General features: G+C 54.9%; 24 protein-coding genes and 1 tRNA gene. 11 read left to right on the top strand and 14 right to left on the bottom strand.

The genetic code is table 11. From position 1 onward, the window contains the following. Positions 1-5 precede the first annotated feature (5 nt). From SynMITS9220_RS06390 to SynMITS9220_RS06380, 3 genes are read left to right on the top strand one after another with little or no spacing between them, the layout of a single operon-like run. On the top strand, positions 6-764 hold the full coding sequence (locus tag SynMITS9220_RS06390) for an HAD-IA family hydrolase (protein WP_186991640.1): 759 nt from the start codon (positions 6-8) through the stop codon (positions 762-764). Then, on the top strand, positions 761-1,099 hold the full coding sequence (locus tag SynMITS9220_RS06385; RefSeq protein WP_115126187.1) for a DUF565 domain-containing protein: 339 nt from the start codon (positions 761-763) through the stop codon (positions 1,097-1,099). The genes SynMITS9220_RS06390 and SynMITS9220_RS06385 overlap by 4 nt, the downstream gene beginning before the upstream one ends. A 16-nt stretch (positions 1,100-1,115) precedes the next feature. Next, positions 1,116-2,075 carry a kinase gene (locus SynMITS9220_RS06380; RefSeq protein WP_186991637.1) on the top strand — a complete coding sequence of 320 codons (960 nt, stop codon included), beginning with the start codon at positions 1,116-1,118 and terminating at the stop codon, positions 2,073-2,075. Here SynMITS9220_RS06380 and rpmF read toward each other — a convergent pair. Then, positions 2,039-2,215 carry a 50S ribosomal protein L32 gene (rpmF, locus tag SynMITS9220_RS06375; RefSeq protein ID WP_067094583.1) on the bottom strand — a complete coding sequence of 59 codons (177 nt, stop codon included), beginning with the start codon at positions 2,213-2,215 and terminating at the stop codon, positions 2,039-2,041. The two genes, SynMITS9220_RS06380 and rpmF, sit on opposite strands and share 37 nt — an antisense overlap. Positions 2,216-2,302: 87 nt before the next feature. On the opposite strand from rpmF, the gene ftsH reads away from it, so the two are divergent. Together ftsH and SynMITS9220_RS06365 are read left to right on the top strand one after the other, a co-directional pair. Then, the gene (gene ftsH, locus SynMITS9220_RS06370; protein ID WP_186991634.1) at positions 2,303-4,147 is read left to right on the top strand and encodes an ATP-dependent zinc metalloprotease FtsH; all 1,845 of its coding nucleotides are present in this window, start codon (positions 2,303-2,305) and stop codon (positions 4,145-4,147) included. 35 nt (positions 4,148-4,182) lie between these two features. Then, complete coding sequence (locus tag SynMITS9220_RS06365) at positions 4,183-6,972, top strand: UPF0182 family protein (RefSeq protein ID WP_186991630.1); 2,790 nt, start codon at positions 4,183-4,185, stop codon at positions 6,970-6,972. A gap of 51 nt (positions 6,973-7,023) precedes the next feature. Here the strand turns inward: SynMITS9220_RS06365 and SynMITS9220_RS06360 are convergent, their stop codons facing one another. Continuing rightward, positions 7,024-7,617 (bottom strand): peroxiredoxin, encoded by a 594-nt coding sequence (locus SynMITS9220_RS06360; protein WP_186991628.1) that lies wholly within the window; start codon positions 7,615-7,617, stop codon positions 7,024-7,026. A gap of 152 nt (positions 7,618-7,769) precedes the next feature. Here SynMITS9220_RS06360 and SynMITS9220_RS13350 point away from each other — a divergent pair, with 152 nt between their 5' ends. Both SynMITS9220_RS13350 and SynMITS9220_RS06355 read left to right on the top strand, forming a co-directional pair. Next, on the top strand, positions 7,770-8,066 hold the full coding sequence (locus SynMITS9220_RS13350; protein ID WP_255483283.1) for a hypothetical protein: 297 nt from the start codon (positions 7,770-7,772) through the stop codon (positions 8,064-8,066). Positions 8,067-8,118: 52 nt separating this feature from the next. Continuing rightward, positions 8,119-8,192, top strand: a tRNA-Met gene (locus SynMITS9220_RS06355). A 127-nt stretch (positions 8,193-8,319) separates the two neighbouring features. On the opposite strand, the gene SynMITS9220_RS06350 is transcribed toward SynMITS9220_RS06355, so the two are convergent. The 6 genes from SynMITS9220_RS06350 to SynMITS9220_RS06325 form a co-directional block, all read right to left on the bottom strand. Beyond that, the gene (locus SynMITS9220_RS06350; protein ID WP_186991625.1) at positions 8,320-9,330 is read right to left on the bottom strand and encodes a peptidoglycan DD-metalloendopeptidase family protein; all 1,011 of its coding nucleotides are present in this window, start codon (positions 9,328-9,330) and stop codon (positions 8,320-8,322) included. A 108-nt stretch (positions 9,331-9,438) separates the two neighbouring features. Next, on the bottom strand, positions 9,439-9,933 hold the full coding sequence (locus SynMITS9220_RS06345; protein WP_186991622.1) for a tRNA (cytidine(34)-2'-O)-methyltransferase: 495 nt from the start codon (positions 9,931-9,933) through the stop codon (positions 9,439-9,441). Continuing rightward, positions 9,930-10,481: a bifunctional adenosylcobinamide kinase/adenosylcobinamide-phosphate guanylyltransferase gene (locus SynMITS9220_RS06340; RefSeq protein ID WP_255483258.1), complete on the bottom strand. Its 552-nt coding sequence runs from the start codon at positions 10,479-10,481 to the stop codon at positions 9,930-9,932. Before SynMITS9220_RS06340 ends, SynMITS9220_RS06345 begins: the two co-directional genes overlap by 4 nt. Then, positions 10,474-11,622, bottom strand: a complete 1,149-nt coding sequence (gene pxcA / locus SynMITS9220_RS06335; RefSeq protein ID WP_186991617.1) for a proton extrusion protein PcxA — start codon at positions 11,620-11,622, stop codon at positions 10,474-10,476. Before pxcA ends, SynMITS9220_RS06340 begins: the two co-directional genes overlap by 8 nt. Positions 11,623-11,629: 7 nt before the next feature. Next, on the bottom strand, positions 11,630-12,307 hold the full coding sequence (gene psb32 / locus SynMITS9220_RS06330; RefSeq protein ID WP_186991614.1) for a photosystem II repair protein Psb32: 678 nt from the start codon (positions 12,305-12,307) through the stop codon (positions 11,630-11,632). Between the two features lie 30 nt (positions 12,308-12,337). After that, on the bottom strand, positions 12,338-12,745 hold the full coding sequence (locus SynMITS9220_RS06325; protein WP_186991611.1) for a tellurite resistance TerB family protein: 408 nt from the start codon (positions 12,743-12,745) through the stop codon (positions 12,338-12,340). Between the two features lie 67 nt (positions 12,746-12,812). Between SynMITS9220_RS06325 and SynMITS9220_RS06320 the strand changes: the two genes are divergently transcribed. After that, the gene (locus SynMITS9220_RS06320; RefSeq protein WP_186991952.1) at positions 12,813-13,478 is read left to right on the top strand and encodes a cofactor assembly of complex C subunit B; all 666 of its coding nucleotides are present in this window, start codon (positions 12,813-12,815) and stop codon (positions 13,476-13,478) included. Here the strand turns inward: SynMITS9220_RS06320 and lptC are convergent. Both lptC and metG read right to left on the bottom strand, forming a co-directional pair. Beyond that, the gene (gene lptC, locus SynMITS9220_RS06315) at positions 13,408-14,595 is read right to left on the bottom strand and encodes an LPS export ABC transporter periplasmic protein LptC (RefSeq protein WP_186991609.1); all 1,188 of its coding nucleotides are present in this window, start codon (positions 14,593-14,595) and stop codon (positions 13,408-13,410) included. The two genes, SynMITS9220_RS06320 and lptC, sit on opposite strands and share 71 nt — an antisense overlap. Next, positions 14,595-16,139, bottom strand: coding sequence for a methionine--tRNA ligase (gene metG / locus SynMITS9220_RS06310; protein ID WP_186991607.1), 1,545 nt, complete (start codon positions 16,137-16,139; stop codon positions 14,595-14,597). The genes lptC and metG overlap by 1 nt, the downstream gene beginning before the upstream one ends. A 151-nt stretch (positions 16,140-16,290) precedes the next feature. On the opposite strand from metG, the gene SynMITS9220_RS06305 reads away from it, so the two are divergent. Next, positions 16,291-18,057, top strand: coding sequence for an FAD-dependent oxidoreductase (locus SynMITS9220_RS06305; RefSeq protein WP_186991604.1), 1,767 nt, complete (start codon positions 16,291-16,293; stop codon positions 18,055-18,057). Here the strand turns inward: SynMITS9220_RS06305 and SynMITS9220_RS06300 are convergent, their stop codons facing one another. From SynMITS9220_RS06300 to rpmG, 3 genes are all read right to left on the bottom strand, one after another. After that, positions 18,058-19,899: a ribonuclease catalytic domain-containing protein gene (locus SynMITS9220_RS06300; RefSeq protein ID WP_370594382.1), complete on the bottom strand. Its 1,842-nt coding sequence runs from the start codon at positions 19,897-19,899 to the stop codon at positions 18,058-18,060. A gap of 201 nt (positions 19,900-20,100) precedes the next feature. Next, entirely contained in the window at positions 20,101-20,322 is a 222-nt protein-coding gene (gene rpsR / locus SynMITS9220_RS06295; protein ID WP_006041316.1) for a 30S ribosomal protein S18, read from the bottom strand. Positions 20,323-20,360: 38 nt separating this feature from the next. Next, positions 20,361-20,561 carry a 50S ribosomal protein L33 gene (gene rpmG, locus SynMITS9220_RS06290; RefSeq protein WP_066907761.1) on the bottom strand — a complete coding sequence of 67 codons (201 nt, stop codon included), beginning with the start codon at positions 20,559-20,561 and terminating at the stop codon, positions 20,361-20,363. Positions 20,562-20,689: 128 nt separating this feature from the next. On the opposite strand from rpmG, the gene pheT reads away from it, so the two are divergent. Further along, positions 20,690-23,146, top strand: a complete 2,457-nt coding sequence (gene pheT, locus SynMITS9220_RS06285; RefSeq protein WP_186991598.1) for a phenylalanine--tRNA ligase subunit beta — start codon at positions 20,690-20,692, stop codon at positions 23,144-23,146. Here pheT and rlmD read toward each other — a convergent pair. Next, the gene (gene rlmD, locus SynMITS9220_RS06280) at positions 23,115-24,515 is read right to left on the bottom strand and encodes a 23S rRNA (uracil(1939)-C(5))-methyltransferase RlmD (protein ID WP_186991595.1); all 1,401 of its coding nucleotides are present in this window, start codon (positions 24,513-24,515) and stop codon (positions 23,115-23,117) included. The two genes, pheT and rlmD, sit on opposite strands and share 32 nt — an antisense overlap. Positions 24,516-24,595: 80 nt before the next feature. On the opposite strand from rlmD, the gene SynMITS9220_RS06275 reads away from it, so the two are divergent. After that, the gene (locus tag SynMITS9220_RS06275) at positions 24,596-25,090 is read left to right on the top strand and encodes an allophycocyanin subunit alpha-B (protein ID WP_067095064.1); all 495 of its coding nucleotides are present in this window, start codon (positions 24,596-24,598) and stop codon (positions 25,088-25,090) included. The last annotated feature ends 268 nt before the right edge of the window (positions 25,091-25,358 follow it).

Genomic DNA, 25,358 nt, shown 5'->3' with positions numbered 1-25,358 from the left:
CCAACATGACCCGTTTGCAGGCTGTTTTCTGGGATGTGGATGGAACGCTCGCTGACACCGAGCTCAATGGCCATCGCCCCGCTTTCAATCAGGCTTTCTCAGACTGTGGTCTCGACTGGTATTGGAATGAAGAGCTCTACTCCGAACTGCTGAGAATCCCTGGCGGACGGCAGCGCATGCAGTGCTATGCAGAACAAGTGGGAGCCCCGATTGATCAGGCCCTACTTGATCGATTGCGTCGATCAAAGCAACAGCACTACCTGAAGATCGCGTCCTCTGGAACTGTGACTCTTCGTCCCGGTGTCAGTCGACTGCTTCAGGAACTCAACAGTGCTGCGGTGCAGCAGTGGATTGTGACTAGCAGTGGACGAGCTTCTGTTGAGGCTCTACTCCAGTCTTTACCAAGCGAATTGGCCGGAATCTTTAAGGGAATGGTGACTGCCGATGATGTGGATCGACATAAACCCCATCCCGATCCTTATCAACTGGCACTTGACCTGAGCCAATCAGATCGGGCCCATGTTGTCGCTTTCGAGGATTCATCCCCTGGACTGCTGTCAGCCAAAGCAGCTGGTTTGCGCTGTCTGCTGACCCCATCCCCGTGGGATGCCGAGCTTGACAACAACCTGCAAGCCGCCGAAGCCGTGGTTGATCAGTTCGGAGACGCTGATCAGCAGGCAAGGATCTTGTGCGGCCCCCCTTGTGCAGAGGGCCGGATCACGCTGGAGTACCTGGAGTTGCTGATCACGGCCCACTCGCGATGACGCTTCAGGCCACTCGCTACGAACAGTTGCAACGCCGGATCGGCAGGCAATTGAACCAGACACTGGTCGGACCCTGGAGACGACGCAGTGTTGCGGTTTTGGCACTGCTGTTCGGCTTCATCATCGGCAGCAACGTGACCATGATTTGGTTTCAGAGATCTGGTCAGAACCGTCCTGCAGCAGTGCTGGTGATGGTTCTCATCATTGAGCTGATCGTTCGCCTACGCAGCAAAGTGCGCCCGGGCCCTTGGCCTCTCCCCTGGCTTGCCCTCGACAATTTGCGCATCGGCACGGTCTATGCGGTTGTGCTCGAGGCTTACAAGCTTGGATCCTGATCACAACGTCGATTCAATGCCTCAGGACGTTCCTGTTGGGTTCGAGCGTCTGCTTGCAAGCTTCGACTGGTTCAACGTTGAGGACTGGTGGAATCGATGGGTATCTCATGGTGGTGTGACTCTGGCCAGACATCATTGGTCTGCGCCAGTTGTGGATGGCTGGATTGCGTTCGTTGGTTTGCCATTGCTGAGCCGAGTTGAGTTGGCTCTGCATCAGGGGGAGTGTGTTGTGCTTGGTGTAAGTGCCCTGCCGGGGTGCGGTAAATCAACGCTGTGCAGCTGGGTCAAATCCGCCTCTCAACACTTGGGTTGGCCGGTGGAGCATCTTTCACTCGATGATTTCTATTGGCCAGCGGAGCAGCTTGAGAAGAGCATGCGGGGTAATCCCTGGTCGGTTCCGAGAGCTCTTCCTGGCAGTCACGACATTGATGGGCTGGTGCAATCGCTTGCAACTTGGAAAGAAACTGGTCTGATCACGGCCCCCCGTTTTGACAAGTCACTCCGCAATGGCCGGGGAGATCGATGCGGAAGTAGCAGTTCACGACCAAAAGTGGTGTTGATCGAAGGCTGGTTTCTGGGGGTATCTCCCCTGCCCTCGATTGAGACCGAAATCCTTGAAGGATTGTCAGAGCATGAGCTTGCCTGGCGCTCCAGAGCCGTTTCTTTACTTGCTGACTACCAGCAGGTCTGGACACTCCTTGATGATCTCTGGCATCTGCGGGCTGTTCGAAACGACCAATCGTCTCGATGGAAGCAGCAGCAACTAGCCACCTTGGAGCATCAGAGCGGAGTGGGCTACCGCAGCAGTGACCTTGCCGACTTCAACCGGATGGTGCTTGCCGCACTACCACCGAGCTGGCTACGCATGCTTCCACTGAGCAGTGCGGTGATCGATCTCACGGAATCACGCGATGTGCGTGAGATCCACGTCATGGATCGTCAGCTTTCTGCCTCGTCCTCTTCAGCAACGGGATAAACAAAGCCCTGGGCCCGTCCGCTCAGCACAGACTTGCCAATCGAGAGAGCACGCTGAGCGGCAGTGGCGGCTTTGGCCTTCCAAACAGCATGTCGCTGGTTGCGCTTGCCTTTTGAGGTTTTCTTCTTCGGGACGGCCATCGCGGGCGTTTCACTGCCAAACAGCCATGATCTACTTCGAAGAGCCCACTCGTCAAATCGCTACTCTTAGTTCAACGCATTTGCGGTGTGAGTTCAGAGCAGCCGAGCCAGTCAGAACCGGGAACTCAAGCGCCCAAGTCAAAGCCTGAGGAGCAACAGAACAATCCGTTCGCCCTGTTTCAAAGGCAACCGGATGTGAGTTACAGCACCGTGCTCAAGGACATTTCGTCCGGCTCCGTCAAGGAACTGGTGTTGGTCCCCGCTCGCCGTCAGGTGATCGTCACCTATCGCGACGGGAAGCAAATCACAGTTCCTGTACTGGCGAATGATCAGCAGATCCTGCGCGTCGCTGAAGCATCCGGTACACCTCTGAATGTCAAGGATGTCCGCCAAGAGCAGGCACTGGCAGGCCTCGCTGGAAATCTTGCTCTGATTGTTCTGATCGTTGTCGGCCTGTCTTTGCTGTTACGCCGTTCAGCTCAGGCAGCCAACAAGGCCATGGGGTTTGGACGCACCCAGGCCAGAACCAGCCCGCAAGATGAGATCACGGTGCGATTTGAAGATGTCGCCGGGATCGGTGAAGCCAAAGAAGAGTTGCAGGAGGTGGTCACCTTTCTGAAACAGCCGGAGACCTTCATCAAGCTTGGTGCTCGAATTCCTCGTGGGGTGTTGTTGATTGGTCCCCCAGGAACCGGCAAAACACTGCTTGCCAAAGCCATCGCCGGAGAAGCAGGCGTTCCCTTTTTCTCAATAGCTGCCTCTGAGTTCGTTGAAATGTTTGTTGGTGTCGGTGCCAGCCGAGTCAGAGACCTGTTCAAAAAGGCCAAGGACAAAGCCCCCTGCATCGTGTTCATCGATGAAATTGATGCTGTTGGTCGCCAGAGAGGTGCGGGGATTGGTGGTGGAAATGATGAGCGCGAGCAAACCCTGAATCAGTTGTTGACTGAAATGGATGGATTCGCTGATAACTCGGGCGTCATTCTCTTAGCAGCGACAAACCGACCTGATGTTCTGGACACAGCACTGATGCGTCCAGGACGGTTCGACCGACGCATCCAGGTGGGTCTCCCTGATCGCCGCGGTCGGGAATCGATTCTCGCTGTGCATGCAAGAACCAGACCGTTGTCAGATGAGGTTTCGCTTGCTGAATGGGCCAGCAGAACGCCTGGTTTTTCAGGCGCGGATCTTGCGAATCTTCTCAACGAAGCAGCGATTCTGACGGCTCGTCATGAGGCGTCTTTTCTTAGCAACAGAGAGCTTGAAGAGGCACTCGAGCGGATCACGATGGGGCTGACAGCTGCCCCGCTCCAGGACGGAGCAAAGAAGCGATTAATTGCTTATCACGAGATTGGCCATGCACTCGTGGCGGCGCTCACTCCCCATGCCGACCCGGTGGACAAGGTCACTCTGTTGCCCCGCAGTGGTGGAGTTGGAGGCTTTACTCGTTTCTTTCCTGATGAGGAAATCATTGACTCTGGTTTGGTCACGCGTGCCTATCTGAGAGCAAGGCTGGTGATGGCCTTGGGCGGTCGTGCGGCAGAGATTGTGGTTTTCGGAGACTCTGAGGTGACACAGGGTGCCAGCGGCGATCTCCAGATGGTGTCGCAGCTCGCACGAGAAATGGTGACCCGTTTCGGATTTTCAGATCTCGGCCCAGTTGCCCTTGAAGGACAGGATCAGGAAGTTTTCCTTGGACGTGATCTGGTGAATACCAGGCAGGCCTATGCCGAAAGCACCGGTCGAGAAATTGATCATCGGGTTCGAGCGTTGGCACAAGAGGCCTTGCAACAGGCCATTGATCTACTGACCGCGAGGCGACAGCTGATGGATCGGCTTGTCGAGGCTCTGATTGAGGAAGAGACCCTTCAGTCCGATCGTTTTCATGCTCTGGCAGGACTCGACGTCCCCTCCAGGAGCTCTAGCCTGGATTAGTTGCCGGCTGGGGCTTGAGCCTGCTCAAACGGGGTATGTCCCCCCTACTGCGTCCATCAGCGTTGTGGCTCCTGCTGGTGTTCCCAGCTTTCTGGCTCTTCGCCAGGCTCCAGGTTGAGTGGTCTTGGTTTTCTCAGTTCGGGCACCAGGGGATCTATGGGCAACGACTCAGTTTTCAGTTCCTCGGAGCTGGTTTAGCGCTCCTTTTTGTGCTGATCACCGCTTGGTGGCGACGCCGCTGGATGCGGGCCTATGTACCAACACCAAGGGGAGAGATCCCCGCATTACGAGGCGGCGTCTATTCCCTCTCTTTACTCGCTTGCCTCGCGATTCTTCTCAGTGTTCTCGGCATCACGACACGGCTGGCATGGCTGGCATGGAAGCAACCGTTTCTTCTGGCCCACTGGTGGAGTGTTCCGTTTCAACCGGAATGGAGCGTTCTGATCGTCAGCATTGTTCTGATCCTGTTGATCACATCGGGGCTTGGACGAAGACGTCGCATCAACCTTGCCTTTGTGTATGGAAGCCTTTGCCTCTGTCTTGTGGCAGGTCGCAGCTGGGGACTTTGGGCACTGGCTATCACGATTCCTGATTCAGGAATCACGGATCCACTTCTAGGTGCTGATCTCAGTTTCGGATTAGGTCGTTTTTCAGCGTTTGCACTGGCACTCGAGCTGCTGTTGCTGCAGATCCTGCTGACGCTGAGCACCTCGGCATGGAGTCGATTGACCCGTTCTCCTTGTCTCACTGACTGGGGCTTTCCTGGCTGGAATTCACAAGAACGTGCGTTGCTTCGGCCTGCACTGGCCCTGTTGCTTCTCGTGCTGGCTGCTCTCACATGGCTTGTCCGTCACCAATTGCTCTGGACCCAGAGCGGATTGGTTGCGGGAGCAGGCTGGCTTGATGTTCATCTCAGACTCCCCCTGCGTCAGTTGGTTGCTCTGCTGCTGTTGTTGATGGCCGGCACCTGTCTGCCATGGCGGGGAGAGGGCCAACAACAACGACGACGGCTGAGAACAGCTCTCTTCACATTGGCGTTGATCTCCGTATTCGCGGAATTATTGCTGTCTCCGATTGTCCAATGGATGGTGGTCAGGCCGCGAGAACTCCAGCTCGAAACTCCTTATCTCAGTCGCTCAATTTCAGCGACACGACAGGCCTATCAACTGGATTCCATCAGAGCTCGTGGCATCACGCCAACGCAGGAGATTACCGAGGAGGACCTGATCAAAGGAGCAAGCACGCTTCAAAACATCAGACTCTGGGACAGCCAACCCATGCTGGACACCAATCGCCAGCTCCAACAACTGAGGGTTTATTACCAATTTGCGAATGCTTCTGTTGATCGTTATCCACTCAATGCCGAAAGTAATGAGAATCAACAGGTCATTATTGCAGCGAGGGAATTAGACCAGGCTGCACTTCCTGCACGTTCACGAACTTGGCAGAATCGTCATTTTGTTTTTACCCATGGTTTTGGCTTTACACTGAATCCTGTGAATACAAAAGAGCCGGATGGTCTTCCGGCCTACTTCATCAGTGATCTAGGCGAATCCACACGAATTGAAGGCAATAAATCGTTGGGTATCGCCAAGGCCGATGTTGAACGTGAAGTGCCGATTGGTCGTGCTGCAATATACTTTGGTGACCTGCATTCACCCTATGCGGTAGCACCCACTCGCATCGAAGAGTTTGATTACCCCGATGGAGATGACAACACCTATAACCACTATTCAGGCTCTGCTGGCGTCACACTTGAACATCTATGGCAGAGAATTACCGCAGCGACATATCTTGCTGATCCCAGATTTCTAAACACAGGAGCCCTCACTGAAGAGTCTCGCTTGCTTCTACGGCGCGATGTCAAAGAAAGAGTTCGAACCCTGGCACCTTTTCTGGATCTGATGGGTGACCCATATCTTGTTTCAGTGCCGATGGATGATGCTTCCAGTGGCTATCAGAAGGGCCAACACCAATACTGGATTGTTGAAGGGTTCACATCATCAAGGACTGTCCCGTATGCAGCAACACTTCCAGATGGCCGACCTCTTCGTTATGTCCGCAATTCAGTGAAGGCAGTTGTCGATGCTTACAACGGCAAAGTTCATCTGTATATCAATGAGCCGAGTGATCCGATCATTCAAGGCTGGGCCAATGTATTCCCAACTTTGTTCGAACCACTGGAGATGATGCCACCCAGTCTAAGGAGGCACTTAATGGTGCCTCAGGCACAGTTTGAATTACAAGTCCAACAATTACTTCGTTATCACGTCACCAACCCTCGTATTTTCTACAGCGGAGATGATGTCTGGCAAGTGCCGATGGAGTTATACGGGAAAAAACAGATTCCGGTGGCGCCTTATCACATCACTGCCCAGCTCAAGCCAAGTCAAAACTCAGAGTTTCTTCTGCTGCAGCCTCTCACTCCTTTGGCTCGACCGAATCTATCTGCCTGGTTGGCAGCAAGGAATGATGGTGAACACTATGGAGAACTCATTCTCCTGCGATTCCCGAGTGATATTCCGATCTTTGGGCCAGAACAAGTGCAAGCACTGATTAATCAAAACCCTGAAATTAGTCAGCAGTTTGCTCTCTGGGATCGAGCTGGCTCACAGGTTGTACAAGGAAATCTGCTTGTTGTACCTGTTGGTGATTCATTGTTATACGTTGAACCAATTTATCTGAGAGCGCAGCAGGGAGGGCTTCCGACATTGACCAGAATCGTGGTGAGTGACGGGCGGCGTGTGGCAATGGCCGCTGATCTAGATACTGGATTGCGATCACTTCTCGACAGGCGTAGACAGGAAAGCAGCACAACGCCATAAAAAAGGTCCGCTCAATGCGGACCATGGAAACATCGAAGAACGATGTGTGAATCAGTTAATGGCAGCAAAGAATTCTTTGCTTCCAACCGGGTCTGGCTTCATGGTCTTTTCACCCGGTGTCCAGTTGGCGGGGCAAACCTCATCAGGATTGGATTGAACGTATTGGAAGGCCTGCAGAACGCGCAGAGTCTCGTCAACATTTCTTCCAACAGGGAGATTGTTGATGGTTGAGTGCATAATCACACCCTCCGGATCGATGATGAACAATCCGCGCAGTGCAACACCTTCTGCTTCATCAAGCACGTTGTAGGCCGTGGAGATCTCTTTCTTGAGATCGGCCACGAGGGGGTAGTTGATATCACCAAGACCACCTTGATTCCGTGGACTCTGGATCCATGCCAGGTGGCTGAACTGACTGTCAACCGAAACACCTAGAACTTCGGTGTTCTTGCTGGAGAAATCCGAGTAACGATCACTGAATGCTGTGATCTCGGTTGGACACACGAAGGTGAAATCCAAAGGATAAAAGAACAGCACCACGTACTTGCCGCGGTACTGCGAGAGGGTGATGTCCTTGAACTCCTGGTCAACCACTGCTGTGGCAGTGAAATCGGGGGCCTGTTGGCCCACACGCAGCGAAGACATGTTGGTGATGCGAGGTTTGGCAAGGAAGTGAACAGGCCTAGGTCGTAGTCGTTCCGACTTCCAATTGCTGGCGACAAGTTATCACGGCTGACCTAAAGACTGCGGGACGACGAGGAGCCTGTCTCGGCATGGCCCACTCTTATTATCAATGCATGATTCACTCATCCATGAGCTGGGATCCAGCGCTTCTCAGAAAATTCAGCAGCACCGGGCATTTCCGACTCCTGAATCAAGTGCGAAGTGAGCTGAACAGCCAACCACTAGAGCGTGATCCAAAAACAAGGGCACTGCTTCTCAAAGCTCGGCCTCACCGTGGCCAACCAGTCAGGCAACAACGAAGGCCCAATGCCATTCCCGATGGTCATGTCTCCTTGACGGAAGATGAGGGAACCTCGCAGTCGTCTCCTAAATCCTTCCGAGAACGTCTTAACGCCATTGAGATGCGCTAGCTCAATCAGGACATCTCAAGATGTATGATGGGTACTGGCCTGGAGGCCTTTCGTCAGAGTAGCTCAGCTGGTTAGAGCACAGGATTCATAACCCTGAGGTCGAGAGTTCAAGTCTCTCCTCTGACATTTAATTTTCAAACAAAGTGAATAAATTCAAAAATTTTTGTTGCTCATTTAGTAACATTGAGTCTAAATTGATCAAATAAATACTCATTTGATCACTGGTTAAATACAGGAAGGTCGTTAATTCTGCTCAACCACGACGGGCGGGAAGCATGGCCATCGGATCGAGAGCAGCACCGCCTGGACGACGAATCTCGAAGTGCAGGTGGGGGCCTGTGCTTCGACCAGTGCTGCCCATCAATGAAATACGCGTGCCCTGAGGAACCATCTGGCCTTTCTTGACTAGCAGACGACTGCTATGGGCATAACGCGTGGTTGAGCCATCACCATGAGACATCTCAACGAGATAGCCATAACCACTGCTCCAACCGGCGAAGGCAATCACACCATCCTTGGCGGCAAAAATCGGTGTGCCGACATTATTGGCGATATCGATTCCTTTGTGCATACGCCCCCATCGCCATCCATAGCCGGAGGTGAAAACACCCTTGGTTGGCCAGATGAACGACTGAGAAGCGTCAAAGGCCTCAGATCCAGTGAAGCCAGGAAGATCAGGCCAGCTCGCTCCTCCGGATCTGAGTGGACGGATTCCCAGCAAGGGTCGTGCTTTGGCGACTCGAACTTTGCTACCAATCGCCAACATTCTCGAAAGCTGAACACCAGGGTTCAGATCCTTGAGTTGTTGAAGCGAGATGCCATGGTCTCTGATGAAAGAGGACAAGGACTGATCTGATTGGATCTCGACCACATCCTTCGGAATTGGAGGAGAACTCAGAGGCGCAGTTGTGCGAAGTGAACCATCGATAAATCGGGAGGAGCTAGCAACTTCACTACGACTCTGTTCAGGAAGAACAAGCCAATGGCCAGCTTTGAGCATCGTTGAAGCTGATTGCTCATTCAGCTTTGAAAGTTCAATCAGAGAAAGATCAAGCTCTCTGGCAATCACACTCAGATCGCTGTCTGCTGCCAGCTGAACCCAGATCAATGCCGTTGGGTTAGGAGGAGGTGATGTGTTTGGAAGTGCAGTAAAAAGCTGCTGAGCGCTGTAGTGGTCGGAATCTGCATACCCTGAAAGCTGGGAAACCGCGAACAGCGCAGTGCTGGAAGTAATTGCGGTAACAGCTATGAAGAGGGGCTTCATTCAGGCATGCTTGAAAATTACTCCCGAAGAAGCCGCCACGACCCGGGATTTTGCCGAAAGTAGCGAGCGGAACACAACTGTGCAAGGGCTTTCGTGGCAGATCTCCAATCACCACAACTGAAGCTTCAATCCTGCGTGATAACTCACGATTCCACAGGCGACGGAGAGATTCAGGCTGCGAACACCACCACTGCCGTCGGCAGCAGCGCTGCAGGGCATCGGGATCGTGAGAATTTGATCACACTGAGCCCTAATCGGATCTGGGAGACCGATGTCTTCGCGTCCGAACAACAGAACGTCGCCTTCTTGAAAACTGATGGTCTGAAGGGTCTGCCCTCCGCGACGGCTGCAGCCGATCAACCGCGATGGTTTGGGCAGGCTGTTAAGAAAGTGCTCGAAATCCTGATGGACAGAGAGATCAATAAAAGGCCAGTAATCCAGGCCAGCGCGTTTGAGCTGACGGTCGTCAATCGAAAAACCAAGGGGCTCGATCAGGGCGAGCGGCAGACCAAATGCTGCGCAAGTGCGCCCGATGGTGCCTGTGTTCGGGGGGATCCTCGGTTCGAACAGCGCAACCCGCAAGGGCGTGGAATTCAACGTCATCGATCCGGTACTGAATAACCGAGAGCATGGAGGTCAAGAGCTCGTCCCTGGACGACGAGCCAACTCGCTGAGGCAATGGTTTCAAGCTGTTGGGCCAACCGACCTTGGCGATCGCGAAATCGGCCCCCGATGGCTGTTGCAGGTACAACTCCCCATCCTGTCTCCTCGATCACGACAACGACGGGCCTTTGTCGCGCTTGAAGGCTGTGGATGAGCTCTGCTTCAAGTTCCATCCAGTCGACAGAAGATGCGTCCAAATGCCACGCCGTAAAGGCTCCCAGAGCATCCACAAGAACCGTATGACTGGGAGGAATGGTGTCCAGAGCTGTTGACAGATCGGCTCCGCTTTCGATCAGGTCCCACTCCGAGGGCCGTCGCTCACGATGCAAGCGAAGTCTCTCCTGCCATCCACTGTCGTTAGGGCGTGGATCGGATGTTGCGACGTAACTGATAGGACTGTGCTGAGCGATAAGATGTTCCGCCCAGCGACTCTTTCCACCACGACTTGGGCCGGTGACAAGGACCAAGCCCTGCAAGGGCTTAGCCACCACCGTTCATACCGCGCAGTGTGGCCACGGAGGAGGGACTGACACGGTTGAGATATCTGAAGATCCAATACTTAAAGATGGTGGCAAGAATCACCGGAAACGTGGCGATGAAGAGAAGGATGAAGTTCTCTCGTGCTGGAAAACCAAAGTGATTGGCGATTCCATCCAAAAGAACAGTCCAGCCCTCAGGACTGTGGAATCCAACAAAAATATCGGTGAAGAGAATGATTGCGAAAGCTTTGGCTGAATCGCTGAGTCCGTAAACAGCTTCATCAAAGAATCCACGAAGCACCCTGAGCTCTTCGCGACTGAAAAGACAAACCACAACAAAAGCAACGGTTGCAGCTAGATCCGCCAAAACATTTTTAATGGCATGCGTGCTTTCCGAATCAGCTTCTTCCTTCAATTCCTCGGCTTTTGCAGACAGTTTCTGTTGAAGCTCCTCCTGGGTAGGAATTGAATCCCCGCGAAGAAGAGCATCAAATTCAATTTCAGCTTTAAAGACCCTTAGTTTCTCAACGGCCTGCTCCTCAAGCTGAGGCTTGGGATAACTGAGAAAAGGGAGGTCCGGAGCAAAGTGATCAACCGCAGGGCTAATGATGTACGTGCGGCTCACTTGCTGGACCAACAACGGCACAAGAATCAGCAGAAGCAGCACCTTCAGCGAGATCAGAGTTGAATCTCTACGACGTCGGAAACCTGCCACCAACGTGGCTTCTGCAGCAGGATTGAGCTGGCGGCGCAATGTGTCGAAGATACCCAGCAAAGACCGGGGCAGTGGATCAGGGGCTCTGCTGATCGTTGGTGCAGAAGCTGCTCGCCTGGGACTATATCGATTAACAACACTTTCAATCAGTTGAAGTTGTCTAAGTTCCTGGGTGTCAAATTGCGCACGTTGATATTCAAGTTTGTCAAGCGATGAGCGGCAGACGTTGATGGCAGCCCTGAACTTGCGAAGGATCGTGGCCTGAACAGTTGATGGAACGGAGAGTTCCAAGTCTGGACGAATAGGCCTGTCACCGTAATATTCAAGCTCAAGACTTTGAATCAGAAGCGCGGCTTCGTAACCACGATCCAGTTCTGAATTCACATTGAATGACTTGGTTCCACCGAAGGTCCCAAGCCAGTTACGTCCTGCCATCGTGTCGTTAGCTGGAGAAAATCCACCAGGTCGCCATAGGTACTATGGTGCCGACGACGAGAAGAACGACAACCCATGTGAAGGCGTTGCTTTCTCCAGTCTCCTCAGCAGTTGGAATATTGGTGGGGTTGGAGACACGCTCAAGCTGCACGGGTGGGCCAGGATCTTCACCTCCATTGAGGACCACTTCGATTCGGCTGACTCCGTCGAGGGTGGCCTGGCGAAATCGATCGCCATCTCGCAGCGGTTGGCTCATGGTCGTCCGTCCCGTGCTGCGCAATAGGGACTCTGGTAGCTGCTCCAGCAGTTCATCAGCTGCCACCACCGTCGCTTGCTTGCTCTGAGTTTCCTCAAGGAAAATCAGCAGTGGGCGATCAGTCAGGTTGGACTCCTGGCTCCATCGATTCAGAAGTTCGTCCCCAAAACCGGACAGGCTGAGTCCGTAATCGAGTCGTCGCAATGTCACCAAGCGGGCATCGACATGGAACTGATCAAGCTCCTGCAGACGCGTGCTGATCTCGTTTCTGCCGGCTCTGCTCAGTACATCGGCTGAATCGAGGACGACATCAACAGGCAGAGACAGCGGGAAATCCTGTGCAGAAACAGCCACCGCTGCTGGAACAGCGAGCAACAGACAGAGCACAGCAGACAGAATCCCTCCGACGAGGTGGTTCAGACGCTTCATGGTCAGGAGCATTGTGCTGACAGTCTGCCTTCAGGAGGAAAGACTGTCCCGATGCAGGGCCATGATGGCCTCCATCACCGCCACAGCACGGCCGTCAGGAAGCGACAGTCGGTCGCAGAGTTGGTTGAGGAACTTCTGCTCTGCAGGCGAAACATCCCTATCGGCATGGGTGAGTTGAACGGCCACGGCCAGTGCCGTCTCCTGCTGAATGGAGGTGAGTGCTGGCAATGCCTCAGTGACCAATTGGTTGACCCCCTGTTCGCGCAGCGTGACCAACAACCGGTCGAACAAGGCGCCCATCTCCTGTTCCGTGCGGTCCTTGTAAGGAGTGCGGTACTCCAGTGATCGTCGCAGGGCATGGGCTTCCTCACGACCGAGGGTGCCGTCGCAGGCCACCGCAGCGAGTGCGATCGAGGCAAAAGCTTCTGCGTCCGTCATCACCACTGGTCAGTGCTGCCCCATTTGAGCAAGAGTGAGCTCTTCTGACCGCAGGATTCTCGAGACCATGCCAGGTTCTGCACGACTCTGTCTGATCTCCGGACTGTTGGTGTTGGGGCTGGCTGTGTTCAATGCTTTGACAGCAGGAACGTTCACTCCGGCTCTGCAGCGTGCAGAGGTGCTGTCCGGTATGGCAGCGGTTGGCCTGATGCTTGTGGCGGTGCTCTGGACCCGAGCGGTTCCACGTAATCCCAAGGCCGTGAAGCTCGAGGGCAAGCAAGGTCTCGAAATCGCCGCCGGACTATCCGAAAGCCTGCGCACGGAATTGGCTTGGGGAAGCCATCAATTCCTGACGGCAACTTCGGCGGCAACGATCCTGGTGAACTGGGACGGAACGGTGCTACTGAGACGAGGTCTGATCACCAAGGAGTCGTTCTCGCCTGGTGAGATCTGTCGACGAAGTACGGATCGGCAGGCCCTGGTGTCACTGGTTCGAACCGCTCTCTACCCTGGTCGGCAAGAATTTGATGCTGTTCTGCCTGGTCTGCCAGCGGTGATGGTTCAACCCCTTGGAGAGCGTGGCTGGATTGTGTTGGGTGGCTGGTCAGAGCGCTGCTTCACACGCTCTGATGAACGATGGCTGGCGGGTTGGGCAGAAAGGCTCAGAACTCAACTGGAGCTGATTTCCTCGGTCGAGGACTCTGATCCTCAGATTGATCCGAAGGGAATCTGACCTGAGATTGAACTTTTCCACCCGGAGCAGTGAAGGTGATCCTGCCATTTTCACCAACCTGACCCTTCATCTTGCTGGCACGGGTCAACTGGTCATTGGCGTCGCGCTGTAAGAACACGTTTCCCTCTGCGAGGACCTCCTCAGTGCTCCAGTTCCAGCGACAGGTGGTCGCATCGAGCGCCTCTCCGGGCTGTTCAATCCTGCAGTCACCATTGATCATCACTGTGCTGTCGTCCAGCTCAGCCTGAAACGCATTGCCAAAGATCCTTGTGCGGTCGAGTTCCGCTTCGAAGGGTTGCTCGCTACGCACGATCTGCGTTCGGAAATTCCAAGTGGTGTCCTGTGCCGTGAGAACGCCTTTTTGACGTGGCATCCGCACAATCACCGGAGCCATCACCTTCAGGTCACCCACTCGTGTATTGCCTTGAAGAGTCTTGCCCTCAAGCTGCTCAAGCACCGTTCCTTCCGTGTCAAGTCGCTGTGCCAGTACAGGCCCCTCGGCGTTCAGTAAACCGGTATCCAGATTCCACTCGGCCGGACCGGTTCTGAGTGTTGTATCCGGCTTGGATGGATCGGAGTCCTTGGACCAGCGCTCAAGTTTGACAACACCCTTAAGGGTCAGATCGTTCGTGGTTTGCAGAAGCTGTGCTTCGGTAGCGCTAATTCTGGATTCTTTGTCGGTAGCCCTCGGACGCTGCTCAATCAGCAGAATCCCCTGTTGCGGACGCCAGCGCAGACGATCTCCCTGAATCAAAAGTCTGGAACCTTTGAGTTGCTGCAACCTGACATCACCTTCAAGCAGAATCTGTTCGCCATCGTTGACAACCAGAGCCAGATCAGACTTCACACTGAATGATGGCTTGCCATTCCTGTAGAGAACACCGTCAGGCTGTCGGGCACGCACAAGACGACGAGTGAGCTCATAACGGGCTTCAGGACTGTTCAAACTCCAGTCCATCAGTCCTTGCTTGGTCTTCTGTTCGAGTTTCAGCGAGCGAAAGACAAAGGGTGGTGCCTGAACTGTTGATACCGGTTTCTCACTGACACAGCCTGTCAGAAGTGTGAGAGTGATGAGCAGAGCACCGCGCAGGCGACCTGTTGAATTGATCAAGGTCATCAGAGTGGTGATTCGAGCTCGAGTCTCTGCATGACAGGTTCCGGTTTGGGCAGAGGTGATCCGGGAACCAGCCTTCCCCAGTTCAGATGGTCGATCCACGATCCGGAAATCGGGGAAAGACCCAGTTGAGCAAGGATGCGTTGACTGAGATCAGGCACGATCGGTTGCAGAAGAATGCCCACAATCCGGGAACATTCCAAAACGGCATAAAGATCTTCACCAACCTGCACTTCCTGGCCTGGTTGCTTCATCTGACTCCAGGGAGCCTGTTCATTCAGAAAACCATTGGTGTCGATTGCCAGTTGAAGCACCGCTTCAGCTGCTTTTTGAAAATTGAGCTCCGGCATTGACGTCCGAACCTGCTGAATCGTCAGCTCTGCCTTTCCGCGAAGGACATGGTCGTCGCGAACTGTCTCAGCAACAGCAGGCAAGCCATTGCCAAACCATTTCCTGGACATGGACGAGGTGCGGTTGAGCAGATTCCCGATCGTGTTGGCGAGATCGTTATTCACCAGATCCACAAACCGCTGCTGTTGGAAATCACCGTCATCACCGAACTGAATGTCGCGGAGTAAGTACCAACGAACCGCATCCGTACCGCAGCGCTCAAGCAACAGTTCAGGGTCCAACACGTTGCCCAGAGATTTGCCCATTTTTTGGCCTTCGCGGGTGAGAAAGCCATGGCCGAAGACGCTCTTAGGCAACGGCAAACCTGCCGACATCAACATCGCTGGCCAGTAAACAGCGTGAAAACGCAGGATGTCTTTGCCGATGACGTGCACGCTGACGGGCCAGCCAGCACTGCTCAGGCGATCCAGATCCACTGAACCTCCATCATCCAGAAGAGCTGTCAGATAGCCCAGTAGTGCGTCAAACCAAACATAAAAGGTATGCCCGGAATGGCCCGGAACCGGAAGCCCATGCGACACATTCACACGGGAGATTGAGAAATCACGCAAACCTCCGGCTACGAAGTTTTCAACCTCTTTTCGACGACTCGCCGGTGCAATGAACCCAGGCTCTGCGATCAGCGATTCAATTGGCTTCTGAAACTTGGAGAGACAAAAGAACAGGTTCTCTTCATCACGCCATTCAAGGGGCTTCTGGTGGGTTGGACAGCTCGGTGATTTTGCATTGGCAGGATCATCCTTGAATTCTTCGCAGTCGACGCAGTACCAGCCCTCCTGATGGCCTGTGCGGATGTGACCTGCAGCTTCACAGCGATGGAAAAACTCCTGAACTAAGGGCAGGTGGCGCTCGCTTGTGGTTCGCACAAAACGATCGTGACTGATCTCCCACTCTGACCAGAGATCCATGTATTCCCTGCTGATCTCATCACAGTGGGCCTGTGGGCTGATCTTGCGAGTCTCAGCCGTGCGCTGAATCTTCTGACCATGCTCATCGACTCCAGTGACGAATAGAACCTGCTGTCCCTCAAGGCGCTGAAAACGCGCCAAAGCGTCACAGGCAATGGTCGTGTATGTGCTGCCTAGATGTGGCTTGGCATTGACGTAATAGAGCGGTGTTGTGAGGCTGTAGGTCATCGCTTCGGCGCTCTCCTTAGGCCCCTTGCTCTGGGGCTGGATCTTAACGACCCTCTTTCCGGGTCCCTGATCTTGCGACCCCGCTGCCTGGAGCATGCGAATGAGTGAGATCTGATTCAGCTGCAGGCCTCATCCAGGAACGGAAAGGATCATGACCGTCAACATTGATTCGGTGGACGTGCTGGTCTGGGGAGGGGGCACTGGCGGTGCGGCAGCTGCGATTCAGTCGGCCCGTGGCGGTGCCTCCACCCTGCTTCTCACCCCAGGACCGTGGTTAGGCGGGATGGTCAGTGCTGCCGGTGTGTGCTGTCCAGATGGCAATGAACTCAGCCCATGGCAAACGGGGCTATGGGGAGCTTTTCTGCGTGAACTGGAACAAGGCGAACCAGAAGGACTCGATCAGAACTGGGTCAGCTGTTTCGGCTATCGACCCAGAACAGCGGAAACCATTCTTCAGAACTGGTTGCAGCAGGAGACCAGATTGCTTTGGTGGCCTGGTTGTCAGCTGCTGAACATCGAGCGTGCGGGCTCTCTGATCACGGGCTTGCGCGTGGAGATGGAGGGAGAGGTCCGCAGGGTGAACTGCCGCGTTGTGATCGACGGCAGCGATCGAGGTGATCTGCTGCCCTTGGCGGATGCTCCCTTTCGTTTCGGTTGGGAGCCGCAGGAACAGTGGCAGGAACCCAGTGCTCCCTCGCAGCAACGTCTCAGCACAGAACCCTTTTTCCGAGATCAACCCATTCAGTCCCCCACTTGGGTGGTGATGGGCCAACTTCAGAGCGATCAGCTCGGGGATCCTCTCCAGCAGGTGGATCAATCATCCGGTTCACGATTGCCTGCCCCCTTTCAGGGTGCCTGTGACACATTCGGGCTGGAAAAAACCATCACCTATGGCCGCTTGCCGTCAGGACTGGTGATGCTCAATTGGCCATTGCACGGCAATGACTGGCATCGGGGTTTGGAACGAGCATTCCTCGCTGATGCCAGCCAAGAAGCATTGCTGTTCAGTGAGATGCAGCAGCACAGTCTCAGCTTCGCCGATGCGTTGCGCAAAGCTTCTGATGGATGGCTGCAACTTGGCCAGGCCTTTCCCAGCAGTGCAGCAAGCCCTGCTCCCTGGATTGCTGCCATGCCGTATTGGCGTGAAGGCCGACGGATGATTGGCCGCACCACTGTGATTGAACAGGATTTACTCCCCCTGACAGAAGGAGTGTGCATGTCTGGTCCACCAGTCAATGACAGTGAATTGCTGCAGTCGATTGCGGTGGGCAACTACGCCAATGACCATCACTACCCCGGCGATGACTGGCCATTGGCTCCCAAAAGTTGCCGTTGGGGTGGTCGCTGGACAGGAACACCCTTCTGCATCCCCTTCGGAGCCCTGCTGAGTGAGGCCATCGACAATCTGCTGATGGCGGATAAGGCTTTCAGCACGAGTCACATGGCCAATGGCGCCACTCGGTTGCAGCCGTTGATCATGAACGTTGGCCAAGCTGCAGGAGCAGCGTCCGCTCTCGCCGTGGAATCAAACCTGCAACCCTCTGAACTCTCGGTGCGCAGCCTGCAGAATCGACTGATCGGAGACGACAGGGCACCAGCCGCAGTCGCACCGCTCTGGGATACAGCCTGGCATCACAGTCAGTGGTTGGAGCGTCAGACAGCAGCCCTCGATCGCAAGCCACTGGCAGCAGCCCTTCCCGAGACATTGGAATCAGGCAGATCAATGCATGCCAAGGTCATTCCAGACGATGAAGGTTCCTACAGAATTCAACTCGAGGACGCCGAGTCCTGTCAGTTGATCACGCTGGAACCAGCCGTCAACGCAAGACTTCAGACGCTCGACAAGCCGATAAGCGTCATGGTTCAAGGCACCCACAACCCATGGGGAGGATGGTTTCGGACCACTTCACTGCGCTAATCAACGCGCTACGGCAAGCAGTCTGAGTTGATCACACTGGGAATCAACCTGATCGACTTTCAGCACGAGACCATCTCCAGGCATCGCTCCGGCAGGGCACTCAGCGGCAACATCCATGGCCAGATCATCCAGACGAACCAACCCCAACCGGTCCTGAGGTCTCAGCCAGCGCAAGAAATCCACCGGCCACTGGTGGGTCTGATGATGCTCGAACCAGACTTGTTGCCAGTGACGCTGATCTTCCCTTGAGATGGTGAGCCCTTCGCGTACAGCTGAATCAAAGCTGTCGATCAGCTCTTGCACTGACTCCTCGCTGAGCGGGGTTTCAGCGTTGATCACAGCGGCGATCTGGCGCTGCACAACAAGATCCCCGTATCGCCTGATTGGCGAGGTGGCCTGGGCATAGGCGTTGAGGCCAAGGCTGAAATGAGGTGAGGGTTGAGTTCCCATCAGTCCACGGCTCAGACAGCGTTTGATGGCAGCAAATCGAACGGCTCCATCCGGTAGCTGCTCAAGCTCATGTGCCGAAGGAAGGTCGGCGGGTAACTGACTGCGATAGGGCAATGCCAAGTTGTGGGTCGAACCGAACCGGGCAGCAACGGCTCCAGCGAGGATCATGGCCTCAGCCACCATTGTCCTTGAAGCACCAGGCTCGGTGACCTGCACGGACAGCTCACCATCACGGCATCGGATACGACCCTCTGGCAGGTCCATCTGCAGTGCACCCTGATCTGTCCGCCAACGTCGACGGCGTTCCAGCAGTTGATGCAGATCCGAAAGATCTGCCTCTTCAGGTGGAGCGAAATCAATTAATTCATCGGCATCCTCATAGGTGAGGCGGTACCGCGGGGTGACCCAGCTGCGCAGGATTCCGAAATCACTGATGTCACCGTGTTGATCGAGATCGACCCAGGTACTCCAGGCAGCATTGCGACGCCCGGTTCTGAGACTGAAGGGTCCTGTCGAAAGCTCAAGCGGAAACATGGGAAGATTGCCCCGCGACAGATAAAGGCTGCTGCCACGGCGTCGAGCTTCGAGATCCAAGGGTGACCCCTCAGGGACCAAGCGTCCTGGATCGGCAATATGAATCCAGAGACGTTCGGATCCGTCTTGTCGACGTTCCAGAGCAATCGCATCGTCGATGTCACTGGTCTCCGCATCATCGATGGTGACGCAAGCCTGAGCCGTGAGGTCATGCCTGTGTTCATCTCCCGGAAGCATTTCCTCACTGTTGTCGACCAGCTGACTGGCATCAAAGAGCAGCGTTTGACTGAAACCATTGCTCCAGGGTGTGCCCGTCATCGAGGCAGGTTGATGCTCATCCCACTGGCCAAGCTGAATCAGCAGATGCCGGAGATCACTGGCGTTGGCATTGACGCGCGCGGTTTTCAGTGACTGCAACAGCTGAGCATCGAGTTGGGCGCCTTCATCGCCTTCGCCAACCAGCTCTTGCATGCACTTGATCCATGTCTGGTGGAGAGAATCAAGCGTGTGGAAGACCACGGGTTGACGTGTCTTCAACACCTGGATCCATCGTTTGCTTTGCTGTTCAGCCTTGATCTGCATGCGCCGTTCAGCACGACGGCTGCGGATCTCAGAAGCAGACCGGGCCTGAATCACTCCCTGTTTCAAACGGAAAAAGTCCTGGTCTCGATGCAAAGCAAGCCAACAGGCAGCCTTGCTGATCGCAGCATCAGTGCCGCAAGCCAGCTCCGTGAATCCAGTGAGATCAATAGTCTCTTCTGATTCACGTATTAAGACCCATGCTTCGCCCCAGTCGCGACAGTTGGGACTGGCTTGAACGAGATCCTCCTCGTCGAAAGTCCATGGAAAAACCCCCAACCGGGACGACGGATCTACGTCGCCAGGCTGGGGGTGAATCAACTCGATGGTCCGGGCTGGAACGACTTGTTCCTTGCCTCGAAAACCAACACTCAAACGACGTTTGCTGCCTTGGACGGCTAGTACAACTGCAAGTTGAGATGATTTGAGGTCGCTGATGCCGACCAGATCTCCCGGTTTGCAGTCAGTAGTGGCCAGGAATCAACCCTCGGGATTCACAAAAGGCAGCAAAGCAACGATCCGTGCACGCTTCACAGCGTTGGTGAGATCACGCTGCTGTTTTGCAGTGAGGCCAGTGAGGCGTCTGGGCAAAATTTTGCCGCGCTCTGTGATGAATTTCTTCAGCAGATCCACATCCTTGTAATCGATGGGATCGCCGGGCTTGATTGGCGAAAGGCGCTTCTTGAAGAAGGAGCTCGACATGAATCAGAAACGATTGGAAAACTGGATGAACAGCAGGCTCACTTGATCTCTTTATGGAGAGTCATCTTGTTGAGCTGCGGGCAGAACTTCATCAGTTCCAGCCTTTCTGTGGTGTTCCGACGATTTTTCTCGGTCGTGTAGCGGGACACACCGGGAGAACGCTTTTCGGAGGCGGGAACGGACCGGCATTCGGTGCACTCAATGGTGACAACGATCCGGACGCCCTTGTTCTTGGCCATAAAGGACGTAGCGCCGCAGTTGCGAAGCGAAATGACAAACATCCACTTTACAGGTCCACCTCACCCCACTCCAGGCTTTCAGCAGTAATTGTGAGTTCGTAGGATCACGCGCTGACTTCGAGCTCCCAATGCGGGTTTCTCTCTCCTGGCTGCAGGATTTGGTGCAGGTGAATGAGCCCGCTGATCAACTGGGTGAACGCTTGTCGATGGCTGGATTTGAAGTGGAGGAGCTGGAAGATCTCTCTCTGCTGGCTCAAGGTGTTGTGGTCGGTGAAGTCGTGGCCTGCGAGCGGCATCCCAATGCCGACAAACTCAGTGTCTGCAAGGTGAATGTGGGTGCTGAGCAGACTCTGCAAATTGTCTGTGGAGCCAAGAACGTGCGTGCAGGCATCCACGTTCCTGTCGCCATGGTCGGGGCGGTGCTTCCAGCCGTGAACCTCACGATCAAAGCAGGTGAACTCCGCGGTGTGAGCAGTGAGGGAATGATTTGCTCACTCTCAGAACTCGGCCAGACCAGCGATGTCGATGGAATCGCCATCCTCGAAGATCTCCTTGCGAAGGCGCCAGCTCCAGGAGAGCCAGTTGCTCCATCCCTGGGCCTCAACGACAGCGTTCTTGAACTCGCCATCACCGCCAACCGTCCTGATGGTCTGTCCATGACGGGCATTGCCAGGGAAGTCGCTGCTCTCACAGGAGCGCCGCTTTCACTGCCTGAGTCAGTTGCTCCATCAACCACGCAAACGCTGGCGACTGATCAGCAATCCAAAGCTTCTATGCAGGCCGGGGGGCTTTACGGCTTGACCGAAGTGAAGAACGTCGATGGTTCATCACGTTCACCGCAATGGTTGCAGCGACGGCTGACTCGTGCAGGAGTGAAGCCCGTCAACGCCGTCGTCGATATCACCAACCTCGTGATGCTTGAACAGGGCCAACCTCTGCATGCCTTTGATGCTGATGCACTGGAATCACTCTGCGGAGTTGAGATCAGGGCCAAGGACTTCGGACTGCGGCAAGCCCGTGAACGTGAGCTCTTCAAAGGTCTGGACGGACGTGAAATTGAACTGGATCCCCGTGTTCAGGTTGTGACCTGCAGGGATCGTGCCGTCGCCGTGGCCGGTGTGATGGGCAGTGCCGAAAGCGGTGTCTGCGATAACACTCGCCGAATCTGGCTGGAATCTGCCCTGTTCACCCCCGCCTCCGTCCGCAACGGCAGTCGAGCCACAGGTCAGCGCACGGATGCCAGCAGTCGTTATGAGAAAGGTTTGCCAAGGGAAGTCACCCTGCTAGCAGCGGGACGTGCTCTGACGTTGTTCAGGGAGATGCTTGATGCTGAGATTGGTGAAACCTGGGTTTGTTCCGCAGAACAGGGAGACGATCCGGTCGTGACCCTGCGACGCAAATCACTGCATCGTCTGCTCGGACCTCTTGAATCCACAGACAGCAATGGTCAGCCTCAGCAGCTCGCCGATGCTCAGGTCGAGGCCTGTCTCGCAGCACTCGGATGTGAACTCTCTCCTGCTGCCGATGGATGGAAGGTGGTCGTTCCCCCGTCAAGGCGAATGGACCTCTTACGTGAGGTTGACCTGATTGAAGAGGTGGCGCGACTGGTGGGGTTTGATCGTTTCCAGTCCCAGCTTCCAGTCCCGCTTCAGCCCGGTCAGCTGACGCTCATGCAGCAGGCCGAACGACGCTTGCGTCAGCGTCTGAGTGCCTCAGGACTGCAGGAAATCAACACGTTGTCACTCACCGGTGCCGATGATGCTGATCCCAATCGCATTGCCATCAGCAATCCACTGTTGGCGGAGACCAGCCATCTGCGAACTGCACTCTGGCTGGAGCATCTTCAGGTTTGTCAGCGCAATCTTCAGGCCTCACAGCCTGGATGCTGGGTGTTCGAGATCGGGCATGTGTTCAGGTCCGATGGCGCCGCGATTAATCAGGAAGCTCGGCTCTCGGGAGTGATCTGCGGCGATCGTCGCCTGTCGCGATGGCAATCCAGTGGCAAGCCCGAACCTCTCAACTATTTCGACGCCAGAGGCGTGCTCACCACCGTTCTGAATTCCTTCGGAATTGAGGCTCAGGATCGTCGTCTCACCGATGACGCGCGTCTGCATCCAGGCCGTGCAGCGAGTGTGGTTGTTGAAGGTCGCCCCCTTGGCTGCTTCGGTCAGTTGCATCCTGCTCTGTGTGAAATCCATGAGCTGCCGGCGGAGACCTATCTGTTCGATCTGGAGCTGACACGTCTGCTGGAAGCAGCAACCCGCAGCAATCGCTGGAGCCCGCAGTACAAGCCCTACTCCACCCTTCCTTCGTCAGAGCGAGATCTGGCCATGGTTGTTCCACGCAGCCTGGCGGCAGGAGAGCTTCTGCAGGCCATCCGCAAAGCAGGCAAACCACTGTTGGAGTCGGTCGAATTAATCGATCGTTTTGAAGGTGGTCAGCTGGGCTCCGATGCCTGCAGTCAGGCGTTCCGACTGCGTTATCGCGGCAAAGACAGCACGCTCACCGACGACATGATTCAGCCTGTGCATGAGAAGGTGCGCCAGGCACTGGTCAAGCAGTTTCAGGTGGAGTTGCGCAGTTGAAGCGCGACATCAAGACCAGACATTCCAGGTGAGAGGTCTGAGGGAAGAAGTCCATCGGCTGAACATGTTCAATCCGATAAGGCCCCGAATCTCCAGCTAATTGTTTGAGATCTCTCGCCAGGGTTGCAGGATCACAGCTCAGATACACCAGCCGTTGCGGCGGATGGTCCAAGATCATCGCAAGAACTGAGGGATCCAGACCCTTACGAGGTGGATCAACAACCAGGGCATCGTGCAGCGGCAATACATCGCGCAAATGCCGAATGACATCGCCATCAAGAAATTGTGTTGACTTCAGCCTGTTTCGTCGTGCATTGCGTTCGGCATGGCGGATGGATGCAGAGCTGATTTCCAGGCCGGTCACTCTGTGACCAGCAGCAGCCAGCGGTAAGGCAATCGTGCCAATGCCGCAGTAGGCATCAATCACCCGTTGATTGGCCTGCGCGCGCGTGAGCCAGTCGCGGATCTGCTCCACCACCCGTTCTGCCCGGGGTGTATTGACCTGAAAAAAGGTTGTTGTTCCAAGCTCGAGTGATAAATCACAAAATCTCTCCTCGATCGCATCCTCGCCCTGAAGACATACGGTTTGATCACCGAACACGGCATTGCTGCGTTTCGGCTGCAGATTGAGCGTCACACCCTTCAGCTGTGGCCAGCGACGCATCCACGCTGCACTCAGCGCTTCAACTCCCTGCAGCGTTCGAGTGGCGGAAATCAGGGTGATCAGCACCTCACCAGTTCGGATACCGATTCTCAATCCCAAGTGGCGAAGACCTGGATCGCCCTGCAGGTCTGAATCCATGGGCCAGCTGGTTGATTCAAGGTCTTGCTTGATCGGAGCAATCAATGCATCCAGTCGTGGATCAAGAACTGGGCAGTGGTTGAGATTGACGATGCGATGGCTGCCACGTTTGTAGTAACCGAGGCGCACCTTCAGTCCATCGCGACGGACTGGGATCAAGGCCCGGTTTCTGTAGCCCAGTGATTCCTGGTCTGGACTCACCAGGGCGTTCACATCCGGATCCAGCTGGCCGATGCGAGTGAGCGTATTGGTCAATCGCTCCTGTTTCCAGTTGTTTTGAGCCTCCACCGAAAGATGCTGCAACGAACAACCACCGCAGTCGCGAGCAAGAATGCACGGTGGTCGGCGGGCATGGGGAGATGCGGAGATGATCTCCACCCTTCGGGCCAGCCACATCCGCCGCTGACGCTGCTGAACTTTGACTTTGGCCTCTTCTCCAGGCAGCAGCTCAGGCACCGTGATGACCCAACCATTCCAACGCGCCAGACCACGTCCCTGCTGGTCGAGATCCTCTCCAACAACATCGATGGTCAGTCCTGGATGCGGCGTTTCATTCATCGCTGTCATTGCAATGGCGTAACACCCCTCAGCTCCAACCCATGGCTGGGGTTCATGCCCCTTAAACTGTTTCCAGCATGCCAGCCGTCATGAGCGTTGTAAGGGATCTGATCCTCCAGGCGGATGACGATCTGCGTTACCCGAGCAGTGGTGAACTTCGCTCGATGGTTGATTACCTCAGCCAGGGTGCTGTTCGTCTGGCTGTGGTCAGGATCCTCACCGACAGTGAAAAGAAGATTGTCGATGAGTCAGCACGCCAGCTGTTTGGCTTACGACCGGAATATGTCGCTCCTGGCGGCAATGCCTATGGCCAGAAGCAAAGGGCCCAGTGCCTGCGTGATTACAGCTGGTATTTGAGGCTGGTCACCTATGGAGTGCTTGCGGGCAGCACCGACATGATTGAGCAGATCGGCTTGATCGGCGCCCGAGAGATGTACAACAGCCTCGGTGTTCCCATGCCTGGGATGGTGGATGCCATGCGTTGCATGAGGGAGGCCTCCCTGGTGCTTCTTTCGGAAGAGCAACAAAAAATCGCAGGTCCTTATTTCGATTACCTGATCAAGGGGATGCAAACCAGCACCTGATCGATCGGCTGAATCAACATCTGCTCATTTAAATCCCATCTTTCCTAGCCTCACCCATCTCAGTCAAGATTCTTAGAAAGACCTCTTTTGTGTCTCGGCTGAGACGAGTAATTCTTTTCTTTCACCATCTCTCGGGGTAGCTCAACGCTCCCAAAAGTGTTTAAATGTCCCAACTAAGACTCGCTGCGAGTCTTAACTGCGTCTTGATTGAGAATGAAGGGATTATCTGGCTTTTTGGTGCCAGGCCCATTCTTCTGAACTGAACACG

Origin of the sequence: Synechococcus sp. MIT S9220, from assembly GCF_014304815.1 — a bacterium.
Taxonomy (GTDB): Bacteria; Cyanobacteriota; Cyanobacteriia; order PCC-6307; family Cyanobiaceae; genus Synechococcus_C.
The sequence above is the reverse complement of the archived record's forward strand: the minus strand, read 5'-3'. Positions and strand labels throughout refer to the sequence as shown.